The 15,975-nt window shown below is 58.3% G+C and carries 12 protein-coding genes; 3 read left to right on the top strand and 9 right to left on the bottom strand.

The features are described from left to right. Nucleotides 1–83: 83 nt before the first annotated feature. The 7 genes from H586_RS0101925 to H586_RS0101895 form a co-directional block, all read right to left on the bottom strand. Nucleotides 84–1,271, bottom strand: coding sequence for a response regulator (locus H586_RS0101925; protein ID WP_027181230.1), 1,188 nt, complete (start codon nt 1,269–1,271; stop codon nt 84–86). A gap of 274 nt (nt 1,272–1,545) precedes the next feature. Next, nucleotides 1,546–1,962 carry a hypothetical protein gene (locus tag H586_RS0101920; protein WP_011368254.1) on the bottom strand — a complete coding sequence of 139 codons (417 nt, stop codon included), beginning with the start codon at nt 1,960–1,962 and terminating at the stop codon, nt 1,546–1,548. 125 nt (nt 1,963–2,087) lie between these two features. Next, on the bottom strand, nt 2,088–5,198 hold the full coding sequence (locus H586_RS0101915; RefSeq protein WP_027181229.1) for an efflux RND transporter permease subunit: 3,111 nt from the start codon (nt 5,196–5,198) through the stop codon (nt 2,088–2,090). 372 nt (nt 5,199–5,570) lie between these two features. Further along, nucleotides 5,571–6,224 (bottom strand): histidinol phosphate phosphatase domain-containing protein, encoded by a 654-nt coding sequence (locus H586_RS0101910; RefSeq protein WP_027181228.1) that lies wholly within the window; start codon nt 6,222–6,224, stop codon nt 5,571–5,573. A gap of 45 nt (nt 6,225–6,269) precedes the next feature. Continuing rightward, on the bottom strand, nt 6,270–6,821 hold the full coding sequence (locus H586_RS0101905; protein WP_081701740.1) for a bifunctional nuclease family protein: 552 nt from the start codon (nt 6,819–6,821) through the stop codon (nt 6,270–6,272). Further along, nucleotides 6,815–8,209, bottom strand: coding sequence for a tRNA (N6-isopentenyl adenosine(37)-C2)-methylthiotransferase MiaB (miaB, locus tag H586_RS0101900; protein ID WP_027181226.1), 1,395 nt, complete (start codon nt 8,207–8,209; stop codon nt 6,815–6,817). The genes H586_RS0101905 and miaB overlap by 7 nt, the downstream gene beginning before the upstream one ends. Nucleotides 8,210–8,300: 91 nt before the next feature. Further along, nucleotides 8,301–8,591 carry a hypothetical protein gene (locus H586_RS0101895; protein ID WP_011368249.1) on the bottom strand — a complete coding sequence of 97 codons (291 nt, stop codon included), beginning with the start codon at nt 8,589–8,591 and terminating at the stop codon, nt 8,301–8,303. A 251-nt stretch (nt 8,592–8,842) separates the two neighbouring features. Between H586_RS0101895 and H586_RS0101890 the strand changes: the two genes are divergently transcribed. Next, entirely contained in the window at nt 8,843–9,046 is a 204-nt protein-coding gene (locus tag H586_RS0101890) for a heavy-metal-associated domain-containing protein (RefSeq protein WP_011368248.1), read from the top strand. Nucleotides 9,047–9,373: 327 nt separating this feature from the next. Here the strand turns inward: H586_RS0101890 and alaS are convergent, their stop codons facing one another. Continuing rightward, nucleotides 9,374–12,016: an alanine--tRNA ligase gene (alaS, locus tag H586_RS0101880; protein WP_011368247.1), complete on the bottom strand. Its 2,643-nt coding sequence runs from the start codon at nt 12,014–12,016 to the stop codon at nt 9,374–9,376. Between the two features lie 142 nt (nt 12,017–12,158). Next, the gene (gene recA, locus H586_RS0101875; protein WP_011368246.1) at nt 12,159–13,214 is read right to left on the bottom strand and encodes a recombinase RecA; all 1,056 of its coding nucleotides are present in this window, start codon (nt 13,212–13,214) and stop codon (nt 12,159–12,161) included. 162 nt (nt 13,215–13,376) lie between these two features. Here recA and H586_RS0101870 point away from each other — a divergent pair, with 162 nt between their 5' ends. Both H586_RS0101870 and H586_RS0101865 read left to right on the top strand, forming a co-directional pair. Beyond that, nucleotides 13,377–14,450: a DUF814 domain-containing protein gene (locus H586_RS0101870; protein ID WP_011368245.1), complete on the top strand. Its 1,074-nt coding sequence runs from the start codon at nt 13,377–13,379 to the stop codon at nt 14,448–14,450. A gap of 151 nt (nt 14,451–14,601) precedes the next feature. Beyond that, the gene (locus tag H586_RS0101865) at nt 14,602–15,963 is read left to right on the top strand and encodes a sodium-dependent transporter (RefSeq protein ID WP_011368244.1); all 1,362 of its coding nucleotides are present in this window, start codon (nt 14,602–14,604) and stop codon (nt 15,961–15,963) included. The last annotated feature ends 12 nt before the right edge of the window (nt 15,964–15,975 follow it).

The following is a 15,975-nucleotide window of genomic DNA, read 5'->3' as shown; positions in this document are numbered from 1 at the left end:
GGGATGCGCAGAGCGCATTCCTAACGGCCCGGTGAGGTTATGAAGGCGCCGGCCCTGAGGGTCGGCGTCTTTTGCTATGGGGCCTAGGCCGCGGACTGCCTGTACAGGCGTATGGTGTGCCGTGCCACTGCCACAATTTCTTCCAGGCGGGGAAAGTGGCTTTCGCTGCGGGGCGCGGAGTCGTGCCGCTGCGGAGCGGGCGCCAGCAGCCTTTTACGCAGCGGTTCTGCACGCGAAGGCCCTGCAATGGTTTCAATGGCGCAGCATATCTGTTCCATGGCGCTTTGCGGGCACGAAGTGAACTGACAGGCCCTTGCCACGCTTTCGTGCAGCGGGATTTCGGGCGATAGCAGCGAACCGTGCAGAAACGCCCCCGCGGCCACTGACAGCCTGCCCTCACGCACCAGTGCCGCGGCACTCTGGAGCATAGGGTTGGCTTCTGTGCCGCTCACCTGCATCAGTTCGGCAAATACCGTGCGGGCTTCGCGGAACCGTTCACATCGCAGGTGGGCTTCTCCGGCAAGTTTGAGACACCGCAGATAGTTATCGGTATTACCCTTGGCTTTCCAGCAGCGGGCCATTCCGTTCAGGGCTTCGGCGTGCAGCATGTTGATGCGGGCGGCATGGCCGAAAGCTTTCAGTGCCGCGTCGTACCTTTGTTCGGAAAGGTATTCCATGCCTCTGGCAAAATACTCATCATCCGGTTCGCCGCGCGCCGTCAGTACGCTGGTAAATGCGGCCAGCGCTTCGTCGAACTGTTTTTTGTCCAGCGTCTGTTCGCCTGTGTGCATCAGCAGGGCGGCGGCGGTGTTTCTGCGCATGATGGTACGGGCACGCTGCATCTGGGCTGCAAAGCGTTCCATGGTATAGGGCCGCAGCAGCATGCCGCAGCAGCCGCTTTGCAGTGCCCGGGCAACCGATGCCCGCGTGGCGGAGGCGCTGAGCAGAATGACAGGGATACGTTGCAGCAGGGGGTGTCTTGACAGTATGGCGTTGAATTCAAGACCGGACATATCCTGCAGGGTGTCGTCACACAGGATGACATCTACACCGGCCCAGTGGGTCTGACTGTGCCGTGTGCTTTCGGTATCCAGCCACTGCGCGGCCTGCACACCGGAACTGAACGTGTGCACTGTGCGTATGCCGCAGCTGCGCAGCGAGGCTTTGTCCAGCGACAGAACACCGGTGCTGGCAGAAACGGCCAGCGCCGCAAACCCGTTGCCGGAAGAAGCGGAAAATGCAGGCGCCGTACGCGCCGTAGATTCATTCATGATGGTCAGCCTGTTGCCGTGCCGCCCGCAAGGGGGAGAGAAGAGCGGCCGTTACTGACAATCATATCGGCTGAAGCTGCGGCGGCTTTAGCCTTGTACAAAGAAAACCGCCCGCAAAGCGGGCGGTCGGGACTTCGGGTCATCCCCATACCTTGCAGGCAAGAGATACCAGTGCCAGTATGGAGAACAAGCCTGTGGCGATATACAGGCGCTCGAATGACATATGCGATCCCCCGGGTTGATGGTCGTCATCATCCCCTCCCGCAATCCGAGCCTATTTGTACAACGGAATGACCTTGGCGATACGCTGGCTCATCGCAACGGCGGGTCGTTCCGGCTGGCGGTTCAGTGTGCGTTCGTAGCCGAAATTTGATGCGCACTGGTGGCAGCGCCACTCTCCGCCCTGTTCGGCCAGCCTGACCAGCAGGCCGTCCTTGTTATAACATTCCGGGCAGAACGGCCCCTGCCGTATACTGCCTGTCTGCAGCCAGTAGCTGGCACCGTCAAATACGAGATTTTTAGAAATATATAAAATATCTTCGTATTCCTGCACCTGAGCTTTCAGCATCGTGTTTTCGTCACATGCCGCCACATAGCTGGTCTGCAGTTCCTGCAGCAGGCTTTTCGCCTCTTCGGGGCGGCCTTTCAGATACAGTTCATGAACCTGTTTAAAACGGTAATAATCGAGCATGAGTGTACTCCGCAGTAGTCCGTGTGCGGACTGTTACGCGCTTTACCACACCCTATGCAATCGGCAGCCGGCAGATTTTCTTTAGAGCTGCTGTACGGGAAAAACGGGTTGAGGCTGTTTTCGTGCTATTCGTACCTCGGTGGTGTTTTTTCCATGCCGATGAAGAAAGAAAGCAGGGCAGGCACCACGAACACGGTGAACAGAGTGGAAATGGCAAGCCCGCCCAGCACTACGGCACCCAGACCGCGGTAGAGTTCGGACCCGGGGCCGGGCGCAACCACCAGCGGCAGCATGCCGAAAAGCGAGGTGGTCGCGCTCATGAAAATGGGCCGCAGGCGGGTGCGTACGGATTCGCGTATGGCCTGCTGCGGGTCCATGCCCAGTTCGCGGATATTGTTCAGCGACTGATGGACGATGAGAATGGCGTTGTTGACCACCACCCCGATAAGAATGATGAATCCGAGCATGGTCAGTACGTCCATGGGTTGCGGGGCTACCAGCAGGTTTTCAAGACGCAGCCCGATGATACCGCCGGCTGCGGCCAGCGGAACAGTGAACATGATGAGCAGCGGGTAGACAAAGTTGCCGAAAAGAGCCGCCATCAGCAGGTAGGTGATAACCAGCGCCAGCAGAAAGTTCCATTGCAGGGCGTTGCGGGTCTGGGTCAGTTTGTCTGCAGCACCGGATATGGACGATTTGATTCCGGCAAGGGGGCCTTTTTCCAGTTTAGGAATGATGTCGTTTTCTATCTGTTCCATGGCCTGCTGCAACGGTACGTCTTTCGGGGGCGTCACCTGCAGGGTGACGGTACGCTGGCGTTCCAGATGCCGTATCTGGGTTATGCCGTAGGTACGTTCCAGCAGCGCCAGTGAAGAAACCGGCACCGTACCGCCGGCCGGTGTTGCCACCAGCGCTTTGTATACGGCCTCCGGGGTGCTCAGCGCCGTATCATCGGTTTTGAGCACAAGGTCGATTTTCTTTTTGCCTTCTTCTTTGAACTCGCTGATTTTTCTGCCGTCCATCAGCACGTCTACGGCAATGCCCAGATCTTCGGCACTCATGCCAGCGGCACGCAGCCGTTCGCGGTCGGGGATCAGGCGCACTTCGGGAAACAGCAGCTCCAGCGAAGGCAGCGGGCGTATCTGGGCGCCGGGAATTTCGGCCATCAGCGTGCCGAAAAGCGCCCCCGCACCGGCCACCAGCTGGTCAAGGTCTGCGGCCCGCAGGTCCACTTCAATGGTTCTGCCCTTACCCAGCGAAGTCTGAAAAATACCCGCCTGCAGGCTGACGCCGAACATGCCCGGAATAGAATTCATGATGCGGCTGAACAACGGCACCAGCTCGCCGGCGCGTTGTTCGTACATGCTGGTGGCACCGAACATCATGAAATCAGGCGCACCCACGTAAAACAGGTTGTCGATGGCGGGAATGCCTCCCGTGTCCTGCTGCACATGGGGCTGTGCCTGCGCGTAGATGTACTGGCCGATGTCCTGCCGTTCTTCCATGGAAAGGCCGGGAGGCGGTATGAGAATGGAAAGCACAAGGTTTCTGTTGCCTTGCGGCAGGTATTCCATTTTGGGAAAAAAGAGCACTGCCGACCCTACCGAGAGGGTTGTAAGCAGCAGAATAGTTACCGATTTGGTCAGCGCATTGCGCAGGGCCATGCGCACAATGCCCATCATGACAGCGGAAAAACCTCTGCCTGCGGCATTGACGGCTGCTATGCCTTTTCTGGGGCCTTTTTTGCGGGCAAAGGAAAAAAAGAGGTTTGCCAGCATGGGGATGACAGATATGGAAACAAACAGTGACAGAATGATGGCGCAGGTGACGGCGATGGCGATGTCCTTGAAAAGCTGGCCTGCTTCCTGTTCTATGAAGACCACGGGCAGAAACACCGCCACCGTGGTTAGCGTGGATGCAAGCACCGCCCCCCACACTTCGCGTGTGCCTTCGTAGGCGGCCTTATAGGGAGACTTGCCCATGCTTCTGTGCCTGTCGATGTTTTCCAGCACCACGATGGCGTTATCCACCAGCATGCCCACCGCGAATGAAATGCCCGCCAGACTGACAACGTTGAGGTTGCGGCCGAACAGATTCATGAAAATGAATGTGCCGACAACAGATATGGGTATGGCTACGGCCACAATGACGGTGGATGATACCGACTGCAGGAACACCAGCAGCACGCATACAGCCAGCACACCGCCTATGATGATGTTCTGTTTCACCAGATCGATGGCGCCGTTGATGTAGGGGCGCTGGTCGGAAGACCATTCAAAGAAAAGGCCGTTTTCTTTGAGAATACCGTCATTGAGAGCGTTTACGACAGCTTCGGTGTCGTTGGTCACGTCCAGCACGTTTGCGCCCGGCTCGGCCTTGATGCCGCATACGATACCGGCATCGCCGTTGTGCTGGATGGACACCGTGCGCTTTGCATACCCGAAGCTGACTCTGGCCACGTCGCCCACCCGTATCCTGTTCTGTCCGGTGGACTGGATGACAACCTGCTCGATATCGTCGGGCGAAGAAAAATTGCCCACAGTGCGGATGCGGTAGGCACGGCGCCCCACATCCAGATTGCCTGCCGATATGTTGACGTTTTCAGCTTCCAGTACGCGGCGCAGGTCATTTATGGTCAGACCGTGCGCGGCCAGCCGGGAAGGGTCTATCATCACCTGCATTTCACGTTCGGTGCCGCCGTAAACCATCAGTTCGGCCACGCCTTTGACGCGTTCCAGATCCTGCCTTACCTCGTCTTCAAAAAAAGTGCGGTATGTTTCCACCGAGCGCGGATTGTCCGGCAGCGCCTTGAGCACCATCCAGACGATGGGCGAAGATGAGGCGCCTGTGGCAGAGATGACAGGACGGTCCACGTTGTCGGGGTATGAAGGCACTTCGTCGAGTTTGTTGGATACGCGCAGCACTGCATCGTCAAGGTTGGTTCCCACAGCAAAGCGCAGCGTGATTTCACCCCGTCCGTTGGAAGCCGTGCTTTCCATGACCAGCAGCCCCGTAAGCCCTTTGAGGGCTTTTTCCTGCTCTTCCAGTACATCACGTTCCACTTCGTAGGGCGTGGCGCCTGTCCATGTGGTTCGCACGGTTATTTCGGGTTCGGTTACCGTGGGGCTGAGCTGGTACGGCATGCCCAGCAGTCCGAGTGTGCCGAAAAGCGCAATGAGAATGACCCCCACAAGAATGGAGACAGGCTTGCGAATGGAAAATTGTAAGAAGTCCATGGTGCGTCCGCTGGTCAGGGTTGGGGTGCAAGAGTGAAAAACATGGCATTCATACATGAATGGCAGTGTGAAATAAAGGGAAACGGTGGTGCTGCGCCTGAGGGCGGCACATGCGCAGGCTGCAGTTTTGCTGCGTGCAAGTATGCGCAAATTGCGCGCGGAGGGCATTTATAACAGGTGAGATGCTGCGGGAGCCCCCGCGGGCCGGACCTGCGGGCATGCGGAGACAAGGTTTAAGGACAGGCAAGAGGACGGCTGTGGCGGCATGACCGGACGCCGGAGCAGAGGGGCAGGGTTTGCAGGCCGTCCGGAAAATAGGTTCGGGTGGCGCATGTCGTATGCGGCCGGCAGAAGGGTAATGCCGGTCAGCTGCTATGAACGCAGCAGTCCGGAGAGCAGCGCGCCGGTGCGGCTGCGCGTCTCTGCATATTCCTGCGGAGTCATTCCCGCGCCCAGAGCCACGGCGCGCCGCAGGTCGGCATTGATGAACTGCGACGGCTCGCATATGCCGCCCGTGACGGCAACGGGTGCACCTGCGGCGCGTGCCGCAACGGCGACATGTCCGTTGGCCAGAGCCTGCGTACCGCAGGCGGTGATATCCAGCATCGTGCCGCGTTCGGCCGCAAAGGCGGCTTCTTCCTCACTTATCAGGCCGGGGGCGGCCAGCAGGTCGCAGCCTGCGTCGATGGCTGCCAGATTAGTACCTTCTTCCGCGTACGACCCGAGGTACTGCCCCCGCACAGATACAAACCGTGCGCCCAGCGAGCGGGCCTCCTGCACCGCGTCGGGAATCAGCGCGGGAGGCATGTGGGCTATTTCGCAACCGGCGATAACTTCTATGCCGCCGAAAAGAGACAGCCGGCGTACTGCGGGCACCAGCTGTGCCAGAGTGGCCGTCATGGTGACGGAATCCACCTGTTCGGTCAGTACCATGGCGCGCAGTCCGGCCAAGCGCCCCATGCGTGCGGCCTGTGCCGGAGACATGCTTCCCCGGCTCAGAGAAGAGCAGACTCGCAGTTCTATCATCGTGCGTCCTTGTGGTGAATACCGGCGGTGCCGGAAGGTCTTCGGTCACATTTTATATTTTGTGACGGGGTCCAGTTTGCGTAGCAGCTCTTCCAGTTCTTCGTCGGACTGTTTTTCCGCTTCTTCGGGGCGGAGAAAAGAAGCAGCGGCGTCAGCGGGTCTGCGCAGCAGGGCGGGATCGCCCTGAGACGGTTTAAGGCGCGACTCTTCGGCCAGCCGCAGCACTTCATCACTTACGCGGATGGGGGCTCCGGCGCGCAGAGCCAGCGCCACCGCATCGGACGGGCGCGAGTCCACTCTGGAAAGGGTGCTGCCGCAGGTGATCTCCAGTTCCGCGTAGTAGGTTCCTTCCCGCAGTCCGGTCACATTGACGGAAACAAGGCGGGCACCCAGCGAAGACAGCGTGGACAGCATGAGATCGTGTGTGAGCGGACGGGGCGTTTCCACCTCGTTGAGAGCTATGGATATGGCCATGGCCTCCATGGCGCCCACCCAGATGGGCAGGACATCCTTGCCGTCCTTCTGCTGCAGGATGAGTATGGGGGCTTTGCTGGTCTCGTCCAGCGACAGGCCCAGAACTTTCATTTCAATCAGCATGATTCCCCCGCGGGTTCGCCCGTCAGCGAGTGTTTGCGTGCGGCGGTCACTGTGACGGGCATTATTTTGCCGTACAGGTCTGCGGGTGCGGGCAGGTGTACGTTCAGTATAAAGCCGTGCTCGTCCCGTCCCTGCCATGAGGATGCCGTCCGGCCCGATTCTTCCGCTGCGTTCTGTGCGTCCGCACCGGAACCGGCTGCACTTTTGGGGCTGGGGCTTTCAAACAGCACCATGACTGTTTTGCCGACCATAGCCTGCAGCGCTGCTTCACTGTATTCATTCTGCACTTCCTGCAGCCTGACAAGCCGTGCGGTTTTTTCTTCGCGCGAAAGCTTGCCGGGCAGCATCTCGGCCCGTGTGCCGGGCCTGTCGGAATAGATGAATGAAAAGCTCTGAACAAAGGGCACGGTGCGCATGGCTTCCAGCGTCTGTTCAAAATCTGCTTCCGTTTCGCCCGGAAAACCGACTATGAGGTCGCTGGTTATCTGAATGTCGGGGCGGACCGCTTTCAGACGGGTAACAATGTCCATGTAGCGGGCCATGTCGTATTTGCGGCCCATGGCTTTGAGCACTCTGTCAGAACCGGACTGCAGCGGCAGGTGTACTCTGGGGCAGAGATTTTTCAGCGCTCCGAAGGCTTCAATGACTTCACCGGCTATGTCTTTGGGATGCGGAGTCATGAAACGCAGCCTTTCAAGACCGGGTATGGCAGCCACGTCATGCAGCAGCCGGGCAAACGTTGTTCCGTCGCCGTGCGGATCAAGCCCGTAGGAATTAACGTTCTGCCCCAGCAGGGTGATTTCCCGCGCTCCGTTGCCGACCAGCGTTCTGCATTCGTCCAGCACGGCGGCCGAACTGCGCGATTTCTGCCTGCCGCGGGTGTAGGGCACAATGCAGTATGCGCAGAAGTTGTTGCACCCCTGCATAATATTGACATACGCGGAGACAGGTACTTCGCCGTTTTCCCACCCTGCATCGCGTTCGGGAAATTCTTCGGAAAAATCCAGCAGGCTGATGCGGGCGTGCGGTTCCTGCACCAGCCGTTCGATGGCCTGCGGCGCGCTGGCTGCCCCGTCGGTGCCGAATACCAGCCGGACCTGACTGAACCGTTTGAAAAAGCCTTTGCCTATCTGCTGCGCCACGCAGCCGCCCACACATACGGTCACATTCCGTCTGTTTTTTGTTTCTCTGCGTATGCGTCCGAGCAGTGAATAGACTTTCTGTTCCGGTTTGTCGCGGACAGAACAGGTGTTGATGATGTATATGGCGGCCTCATGTTCCGGAACCTGTGTAAAGCCGCGGGCTTCCAGGGCACGCGCCAGCCAGTCGGAATCGTTGACGTTCATCTGGCAGCCAAAGGTCATTATATGGAAAGTTCTTTCATGCATGGCATTCGGGGTACGATAGATTCATAAAAAACAGTGCGCGCGGCAACAGCGGGCGCACCGTGGAAAACAGGGCAACACGGAAGGAGCAGACTCAGCTGCGGGAAGCGGTTCCGTTTTTTTCAGGGACGGAGGGAGGCTCTGCCTGCTGTCCGTCTTCCTGCGCCGCGGGGTCTTCTTCCCGGAACATGGCGGGCACCGGTTCGCCGGCTGCCCGTATGCCCACCACCGCAAAGACGCACAGCGGGATGATAAAGCACATGAAACCCCAGAAATAGGGATTCAGATTTTTTTTGCGGGCATGGTATATGCCGATGGCCGGGGCGATAAGCCAGATAAGCAGCATGTAGACATAGCCTAAATCGGTAAAGGAAAAATGAATCATGAGGTATGATGTCACCTGATGTTGTTGTTTGTCCGGGGGCGGCAGGGCCGGTGCCGCTGCTGCCGTGTCTGGCACACAGATAAGTCATAACGGACAGGTGCGCAAGGAAGGCTGCGGCGGCAGTCTGCACCGTCAGTCTGCACAGAACGGACCCGGAAGCGGTGTCCGCGCTGTTTGTTTTGTTCTTGTGGGCACCTGCAGGCTATGCCATACTTGCGCGGTATGGTTTTGAATAATTCCGGAGGTTGGCAATGAAAAAAATGAAAGTCCGCGGCATGCAGACACCCGATTGCGCTGCTACCCTGACCAAGTCCATTGAAACTGTGGACGGCGTGGAAGATGTTCACATCAACCTTGCCACCGGTGAAATCACTTACGGCCCCGCAGAGTGCGTGGACATGTCACTTGTAAAAGAGCAGGTGCGCAAGGCCGGTTACGAAGTGGAAGAAGACTAGCCCCGCCGTCGGCAGACCGACTACAGGAGCCTCTGCCCGTGCGGAGGCTCTTTTTTTGTGTGCCGGCACCGGTTCCCGGCGTATGCGGCACATGCGGCGCAGGATGCGGACGCGGCATCAGCGGCTGTGCCGGAATGCCGGAGGGCGCATGAGCCGGAGACGGGTTTTCACACCACGCTGCATCCGCCGGAACAAAAGCCTGTTTTGCGGCTTATGCGGGGACTGCGATGCTGTCTGGACCTGCGCAGTAAAAAGGCCCGCCTTGCGGCGGGCCTTGCTTTTCATTCATCCTCTGTTGCCGGCGGGCAGCAGTGCACGCCGCAGAGATCAGGCTCCCATGATCTGCCTGAGGCAGGCAAATGCGTCTTCAACCCCCTGAGGGTCGGTGCCGCCGGCCTGAGCCATATCGGGGCGCCCGCCGCCGGAACCGCCTATTCTGGCTGCCACATCCTTGATAAGCGCCGGTGCGGTGAACCGGTCGTGCAGGTCTTTGCTTACGGCAATGAGCATGTGCACCTTATCGCCATCCACGGCCACAAGACATGCCACGCCGGAGGTCAGTTTTGAACGGACATCGTCCATGACTTCGCGCAGGGCTTTCACGTTGGCACCCGGCAGCGAGGCGGCCAGCAGTTTTACGCCGTTCACTTCCTCCACGCTGTCCATCAGATTGCGGCCCTTGCCCGAAGCAGCCTGCGCAGCCAGCTTTTCCATATCCTTTTTCAGGGTACGTACTTCTTTTTGCAGTGTTTTTACACGTCCTGCAATGTCGCCGGGCTTTCCTTTCACCAGACCTGCCACTTCGTGCAGTTCAGCGCGCTGCTGCATGAACAGCCGTACGGCATCCCATCCGGTGACGGCTTCGATGCGACGAACACCGGCGGCCACTCCTGATTCGGAGGTGATGTAGAAAGACCCTGCCTGTCCGGTGGCGCGCAGATGCGTTCCGCCGCACAGTTCCACAGATTCACCGGGAATGGAAACCACACGCACTTCCGATTCGTATTTTTCGCCGAAGAGGGCCATGGCGCCTTTCTGTACGGCGTCGTCATAGGCCATGTGTTCGGAGTTGAGAGCTATATCGGACAGAATGACGCGGTTGACTTCGTTTTCCACGGCAAGAATTTCTTCAGGCGTCATGGCACTGATATGCGTAAAGTCGAAACGCAGTCTTTCCGGGCCGACCAGCGAACCGGCCTGTTTGACGTGGTCGCCCAGCACCTTGCGCAGGGCGGCGTGCAGGATGTGGGTGCAGGTGTGGTTGCGCGCAGAGGCAAAGCGCTGCCCTTCGCGTACGGTAAGGGTAACGGCCTGATCGCGCAGCAGTTCGCCCTGAGATACTTTGACCACGTGCACCAGCAGTTTGGCAGAGGGCTTCAGAGTGTCAGTCACTTCAGCCGATCCGGTTTCGGAAACTGCGTCGCCGGTATCACCCAGCTGGCCGCCCGATTCTCCGTAGAAGGGCGTGCGGGTGGATACCAGATAGCCTGCGGCACCTGCAGGCAGGGCTTCGACGGACTCCATGTCTTCGCCGAGCAGCGCGATGATGCGGCTTTCGGCTGACAGATGGTCATAGCCCACAAATTCCGATGCGATGCCTTCTTCCAGCAGGGCCTGAAAACGGGCTGCCAGAGTCTGCTCGCCGCCGCCTTTCCATGCGGCCTTGGCCCGGCTTTTCTGCTCCTGCATCAGTTTCTTAAAGCCGTCCTCGTCAACGGAGAAACCGCGTTTTTCAGCGATATCATTGACGATATCAAGCGGGAACCCGAAGGTGTCGTACAGCTTGAACGCCACATCGCCGGCAACGCAGGTGCTGTTGCGGGCAGTCAGTGCAGACAGTTCGTCCTCAAGCAGCAGCAGGCCTTTATCCAGCGTTTTGTTGAAGCGTTCTTCTTCTTCACGCACCACGCGGGCCATGAAGTCTTTGTTTTCAAGCAGTTCGGGGAAGGCTCCGCCCATTTCCTCCACAACCTTGAGCGCCGTTTTGTACAGATACGAACCTTCCAGCCCGATAAGTCTGCCGAAACGGTAGGCACGCCGGATAAGACGGCGCAGCACATAGCCGCGGCCCTCGTTGGACGGCAGAATGCCGTCGGCAATCATAAAGGCGATGGCGCGGCTGTGGTCGGCGATGACGCGCAGAGCCGTGTCGGTGTCTTCCGAATCTTTGCGGTAGGATACACCTGCCAGTTCGGCCGTGTAATTGATGAACGCCTGAAAGAGGTCGCAGTCGAAGTTGGAGCGCACATTCTGGCAGACAGCCGCTATGCGTTCCAGTCCCATGCCGGTGTCGATGCAGGGGTTGGGCAGCGGTGTGCGGGTGCCGTCAGGGGCCTGATCGTACTGCATGAACACCAGGTTCCATATTTCAAGAAAACGGTCACAGTCGCATTTGCCTATGCCGCAGTCCGGCCCGCAGGCCATGTCGGCACCCTGATCAATATGAATTTCGGAGCAGGGCCCGCAGGGACCCGTGTCGCCCATGGACCAGAAGTTGTCTTTTTCGCCCAGCCGGTAGATGCGTTCGGACGGCACGCCGGCAACGCTCTGCCACAGTTTTTCGGCTTCGTCGTCGTCCCGGTATATGGTGATGTACAGCTTTTCCTTGGGCAGCTTCAGTTCTTCGGTAATGAACGACCATGCAAAGCGTATGGCGTCTTCCTTGAAGTAGTCGCCGAAGGAAAAGTTGCCCAGCATTTCAAAGAACGTGTGGTGGCGTGCGGTGCGGCCCACGTTTTCAAGGTCGTTGTGCTTGCCGCCCACACGCAGACACTTCTGCGATGTGGTCGCGCGGCTGTATGCGCGTTTTTCCTGCCCCAGAAAAATCTTTTTGAACTGCACCATGCCCGCATTGGTGAACAGCAGTGTGGGGTCGTCGTTGGGCACAAGCGACGAAGAATCCACGACCTCGTGGCCGTTCTTCCGGAAAAATTCAAGAAAGCGGTGCCTGATTTCGTTGGCAGTGATCACAGTTTCCTCTCCTGTCCAGTATGGTATCGTGCGCGACAGTCCGTGTGTTCAAAAAAGCCGCCCCTTTCGGGGCGGCAGAGACTTTATACAACACAAACAGAAAAGCACAGCACCTGCGCCGTGGCGTGGTGCGATGCTGTTATCAGTCCTGTTTTTCGGCCTCGTCCGCGCTCTGCACGGGCTCACGCATGCCCAGATGCTCAAGGAGCTTCTGTTCGATAGCCTCGCGCAGGGTGGTGTTTTCCTGCAGCATCTGGCGGACGTTTTCTTTGCCCTGTCCCAGACGCTCCGAGCCGAATGCGTACCACGCGCCGCTTTTTTCCACAATGCCCGTTTCCACGCCCAGATCGATCAGCTCGCCTGTGCGCGAAACACCCTGACCGTACAGAATATCGAACTGAGCTTCGCGGAACGGCGGTGCAACCTTGTTTTTGACAATCTTTACGCGCACGCGGTTGCCGTACACTTCTTCCTTGTCTTTCAGGGTCTGTATCTTGCGCACGTCTATACGCACCGAGCAGTAGAATTTGAGTGCATTGCCGCCGGTGGTCGTTTCCGGGCTGCCATACCCCATGGTGCCGATTTTCATGCGGATCTGGTTGATGAATATGACAGATGTGCGTGATTTGTGAATGGTGCCGGTGAGTTTGCGCATGGCATGCGACATAAGCCGCGCCTGCGAGCCCACCTGCGTTTCACCCATGTTGCCTTCAAGTTCCGACTGGGGAATAAGCGCCGCCACGGAGTCGATGACCACCACGTCCACGGCGTTGGAGCGCACAAGCATGTCGGCGATATCAAGTGCCTGCTCGCCGTAGTCCGGCTGCGAGATGAGCATCTCGTCGGTTTTTACGCCCAGCCGCCGGGCATAATTGATATCCAGCGCGTGCTCTGCGTCGATGAACGCGGCCGTGCCGCCCTGTTTCTGGCATTCGGCGATCATGTGCAGGGCAAGGGTGGTTTTACCCGATGATTCGGGACCATATATTTCGGTAACGCGTCCGCGTGGGATTCCGCCCACTCCCAGAGCAAGGTCAAGCCCTATGGAGCCGGAAGGAATGACAGCCACATTGGTATGCGCGTCGTCTGACAGTTTCATTACCGAGCCGGAGCCATACTTGCGTTCTATGGTGCTCAGCGCGGTGTTCAGCGCCTCGCGGCGCATTTCCTCAGGAGTGAGGCTGGTTTTTTTCGACATGAGTGGGACTCCGTGAACGGAAAAAGTGTTTCTGGCTCAAAGGCAATACCAGAAGCCGGACGGCTGGGCAACGTCCGCAGGCGGTCCGGCTTCAGGGTCAGAATTCCGCGCGCGAAAAAGTGAGCAGTTGCCAACAACGCCCCCTGTCTTTATGAGGAGGGGATGAGCGACGATATACAGCAACAGTACGATGCCCTTGCCCTGCTGTCGGGCGGGCTCGACTCCATACTTGCGGTCAAGGTTGTGCAGGAACAGGGACTGCGTGTCAAATGCCTGCATTTTGTAACGCCTTTTTTCGGCAAACCCAGAGAGGTGAACCGCTGGGAATCCATGTACGGGCTGGACATAGCCGTGGTGGACGTGAGTGATGACTTTGTCTCCATGATGCGTGGGCGGCCCGCTCATGGTTACGGCAAGGTGCTGAACCCCTGCGTGGACTGCAAGATACTGATGATGCGCCGTACCCGCGCGCTGCTGCAGGAATACGGTGCCAGATTCATCATATCCGGCGAAGTGGTGGGCCAGCGGCCCATGTCGCAGCGGCGGGACACCCTCAATGTAATCCGCAGAGATGCGGAAGTCCGCGATATTCTTGTACGGCCTTTATGCGCCCTGCGTCTCGACCCCACCGAGGCGGAAGAACGGGGCTGGATAGACCGTTCACGCCTGCTGTCCATATCGGGCAGGGGACGCAAGGAGCAGATGGCGCTGGCGGAACATTACCGGTTGCCCGAAATACCGACTCCGGCCGGGGGCTGCAAGCTGGCGGAAAAGGAAAATGCACGCCGTTACTGGCCTGTGCTCAGCCGTCTGCCCGACCCGCAGGCCCGCGATTTTAAACTGGCCAACGTGGGGCGGCAGTACTGGGCGGCAAACCGCTGGCTGACAGTGGGCAGAAACAAGGCGGATAACGAGGGCCTGCGCAAACTGGCCAGAAAGGGCGATCTTGTGTTCAAGGTCTGCGGTTTTCCCGGTCCGGTAGCTGTGGGCCGGCAGATAGACGATGACCCGTGGACGCCGGAAGAAGTGGCTCATGCCGCTTCTTTTGTCGCTTCTTTTTCGCCCAGGGCGGTGCGCAGCGGTGAACTGGTGCAGGTGGAACTTTCGTGCGCGGGCAGCTCGGGACAGCTTACTGTCATGCCCAGCAGACAGCCCGGCCCCGAATGGGCTGAAAACCAGTGGCTGGCAGTGCGCGAAGAGATTAAAGCCGACGCGAGAAAGCTATATGATGAATAAATAAGAACGTTTTATGCGGCACTTGATGAGAGTGCCGCTTTTGTTTTTTGGCAGATTATGGAAAAATTAGTTGAAACGTACAGCGTCTGCGACTAGGAAAATTCACCCGCCGGTATGTCCGGGGGTATCTTTACGAGGAGAGTGAAGGAATATGGCAACAAATCAACGCGACGGCTTTTCATCAAAGCTGGGGGTGCTGGCTGCGACTCTGGGGTCTGCGGTCGGGCTGGGGAACATCTGGAAATTTCCCTATATGACAGGAGAAAACGGGGGCGCTTCGTTTCTTCTGCTTTACATCATAGCCACACTGGTTGTGGGGCTTCCTATCATGATTGCGGAGATAATGATGGGCCGCAGGGCGCGCAGCAACGCCGTGGGCACATTCCGCAAGCTGGCCCCGGGCACGCCGTGGTGGCTGGTGGGGCTTTCCGGATGCATCGCCGCGTTTGTCATTCTTTCCTTTTATACCAATGTGGTGGGCTGGGTGTTTTTTTACATCGTCAAGTCTGTCACCGGTGTGCTGAACGCCACAGACCCTAAAACAGGCGAAGCGGTTTTCGGGGCCATGGTCAGCGCGCCGTGGTCTTCGCTGATGTGGCAGTGGGGGGTTCTGGTGCTCATCAGCTACATCATCATCGGCGGGGTGAGCAAAGGTATAGAAAAAACGACCAAAACACTGCTGCCCATTCTTTTTGTCATGCTGCTGCTTGTCTGCGCGCGCTCGCTTACGCTGCCCAAGGCGGCGGAAGGGCTTGCCTTTCTGTTCAATCCCGATTTCAGCAAGATTACCGGCAATGTGGTGCTGATGGCCATGGGGCTTGCATTTTTCAAGCTGTCCATCGGCATGGGCACCATGATGACTTACGGCAGCTACTTCCGCGCCGACGCCAACATTCCCGTCACCACAACGCGTGTCATGCTGGCAGACCTCATGGTTTCCATGCTGGCGGGCATTGCCATTTTTCCCGCTGTGTTCAACTTCGGCTTTGAACCGGCGGCCGGGCCGGGACTGCTGTTCATGACCATACCTGCGGTATTCAGTGCCATGCCTGCGGGGCAGCTGTTCATGGTTGCTTTTTTTGTGCTTACGGGCATTGCGACCATCGGGGCCATGTTGTCGCTTATGGAAGTGCCGGTGGCTTTTCTGACAGAAGCCCTCGGCTGGTCGCGCAAGACGGCTACGGTGCTTACCGCGTTGCTGCTGGCGGTTACGGGCGCACCTGCCACGCTGTCGTTCAGCACCATGGCCGATGTAACCGTGTTCGGCATGAACTTTTTTGATTTTTACGATTACCTGTCGTCCAATATTCTGCTGCCCGCCGGCGGGCTGCTTATCTGTGTTTTCATCGGCTGGGTGTGGGGCAGAAAGAATATGCAGGACGAGCTTTCCAACAGCGGAGAACTGCACAACACCTCTGTGGTGTCCGTGGTGTTCCGGCTGGTGCGCTGGGTGACCCCCGTGCTGGTGCTGCTGGTCATGCTCAACGGTCTGGGTGTTATCAAGCTGGGCTGATTGTTCTGCTGC

Origin of the sequence: Oleidesulfovibrio alaskensis DSM 16109 (genome assembly GCF_000482745.1) — a bacterium.
GTDB lineage: Bacteria > Desulfobacterota > Desulfovibrionia > Desulfovibrionales > Desulfovibrionaceae > Oleidesulfovibrio > Oleidesulfovibrio alaskensis.
The sequence above is the reverse complement of the archived record's forward strand: the minus strand, read 5'-3'. Positions and strand labels throughout refer to the sequence as shown.

Coding starts and splice junctions, on each gene's coding strand:
- H586_RS0101925 (WP_027181230.1), bottom strand. CDS start 1,271: ATGAATGAATCTACGGCGCGTACGGCGCCTGCATTTTCCGCTTCTTCC.
- H586_RS0101865 (WP_011368244.1), top strand. CDS start 14,602: ATGGCAACAAATCAACGCGACGGCTTTTCATCAAAGCTGGGGGTGCTG.
- H586_RS0101920 (WP_011368254.1), bottom strand. CDS start 1,962: ATGCTCGATTATTACCGTTTTAAACAGGTTCATGAACTGTATCTGAAA.
- H586_RS0101895 (WP_011368249.1), bottom strand. CDS start 8,591: ATGATTCATTTTTCCTTTACCGATTTAGGCTATGTCTACATGCTGCTT.
- H586_RS0101905 (WP_081701740.1), bottom strand. CDS start 6,821: ATGCTGATTGAAATGAAAGTTCTGGGCCTGTCGCTGGACGAGACCAGC.
- H586_RS0101870 (WP_011368245.1), top strand. CDS start 13,377: ATGAGCGACGATATACAGCAACAGTACGATGCCCTTGCCCTGCTGTCG.
- miaB (WP_027181226.1), bottom strand. CDS start 8,209: ATGCATGAAAGAACTTTCCATATAATGACCTTTGGCTGCCAGATGAAC.
- H586_RS0101915 (WP_027181229.1), bottom strand. CDS start 5,198: ATGGACTTCTTACAATTTTCCATTCGCAAGCCTGTCTCCATTCTTGTG.
- H586_RS0101890 (WP_011368248.1), top strand. CDS start 8,843: ATGAAAAAAATGAAAGTCCGCGGCATGCAGACACCCGATTGCGCTGCT.
- recA (WP_011368246.1), bottom strand. CDS start 13,214: ATGTCGAAAAAAACCAGCCTCACTCCTGAGGAAATGCGCCGCGAGGCG.
- H586_RS0101910 (WP_027181228.1), bottom strand. CDS start 6,224: ATGATAGAACTGCGAGTCTGCTCTTCTCTGAGCCGGGGAAGCATGTCT.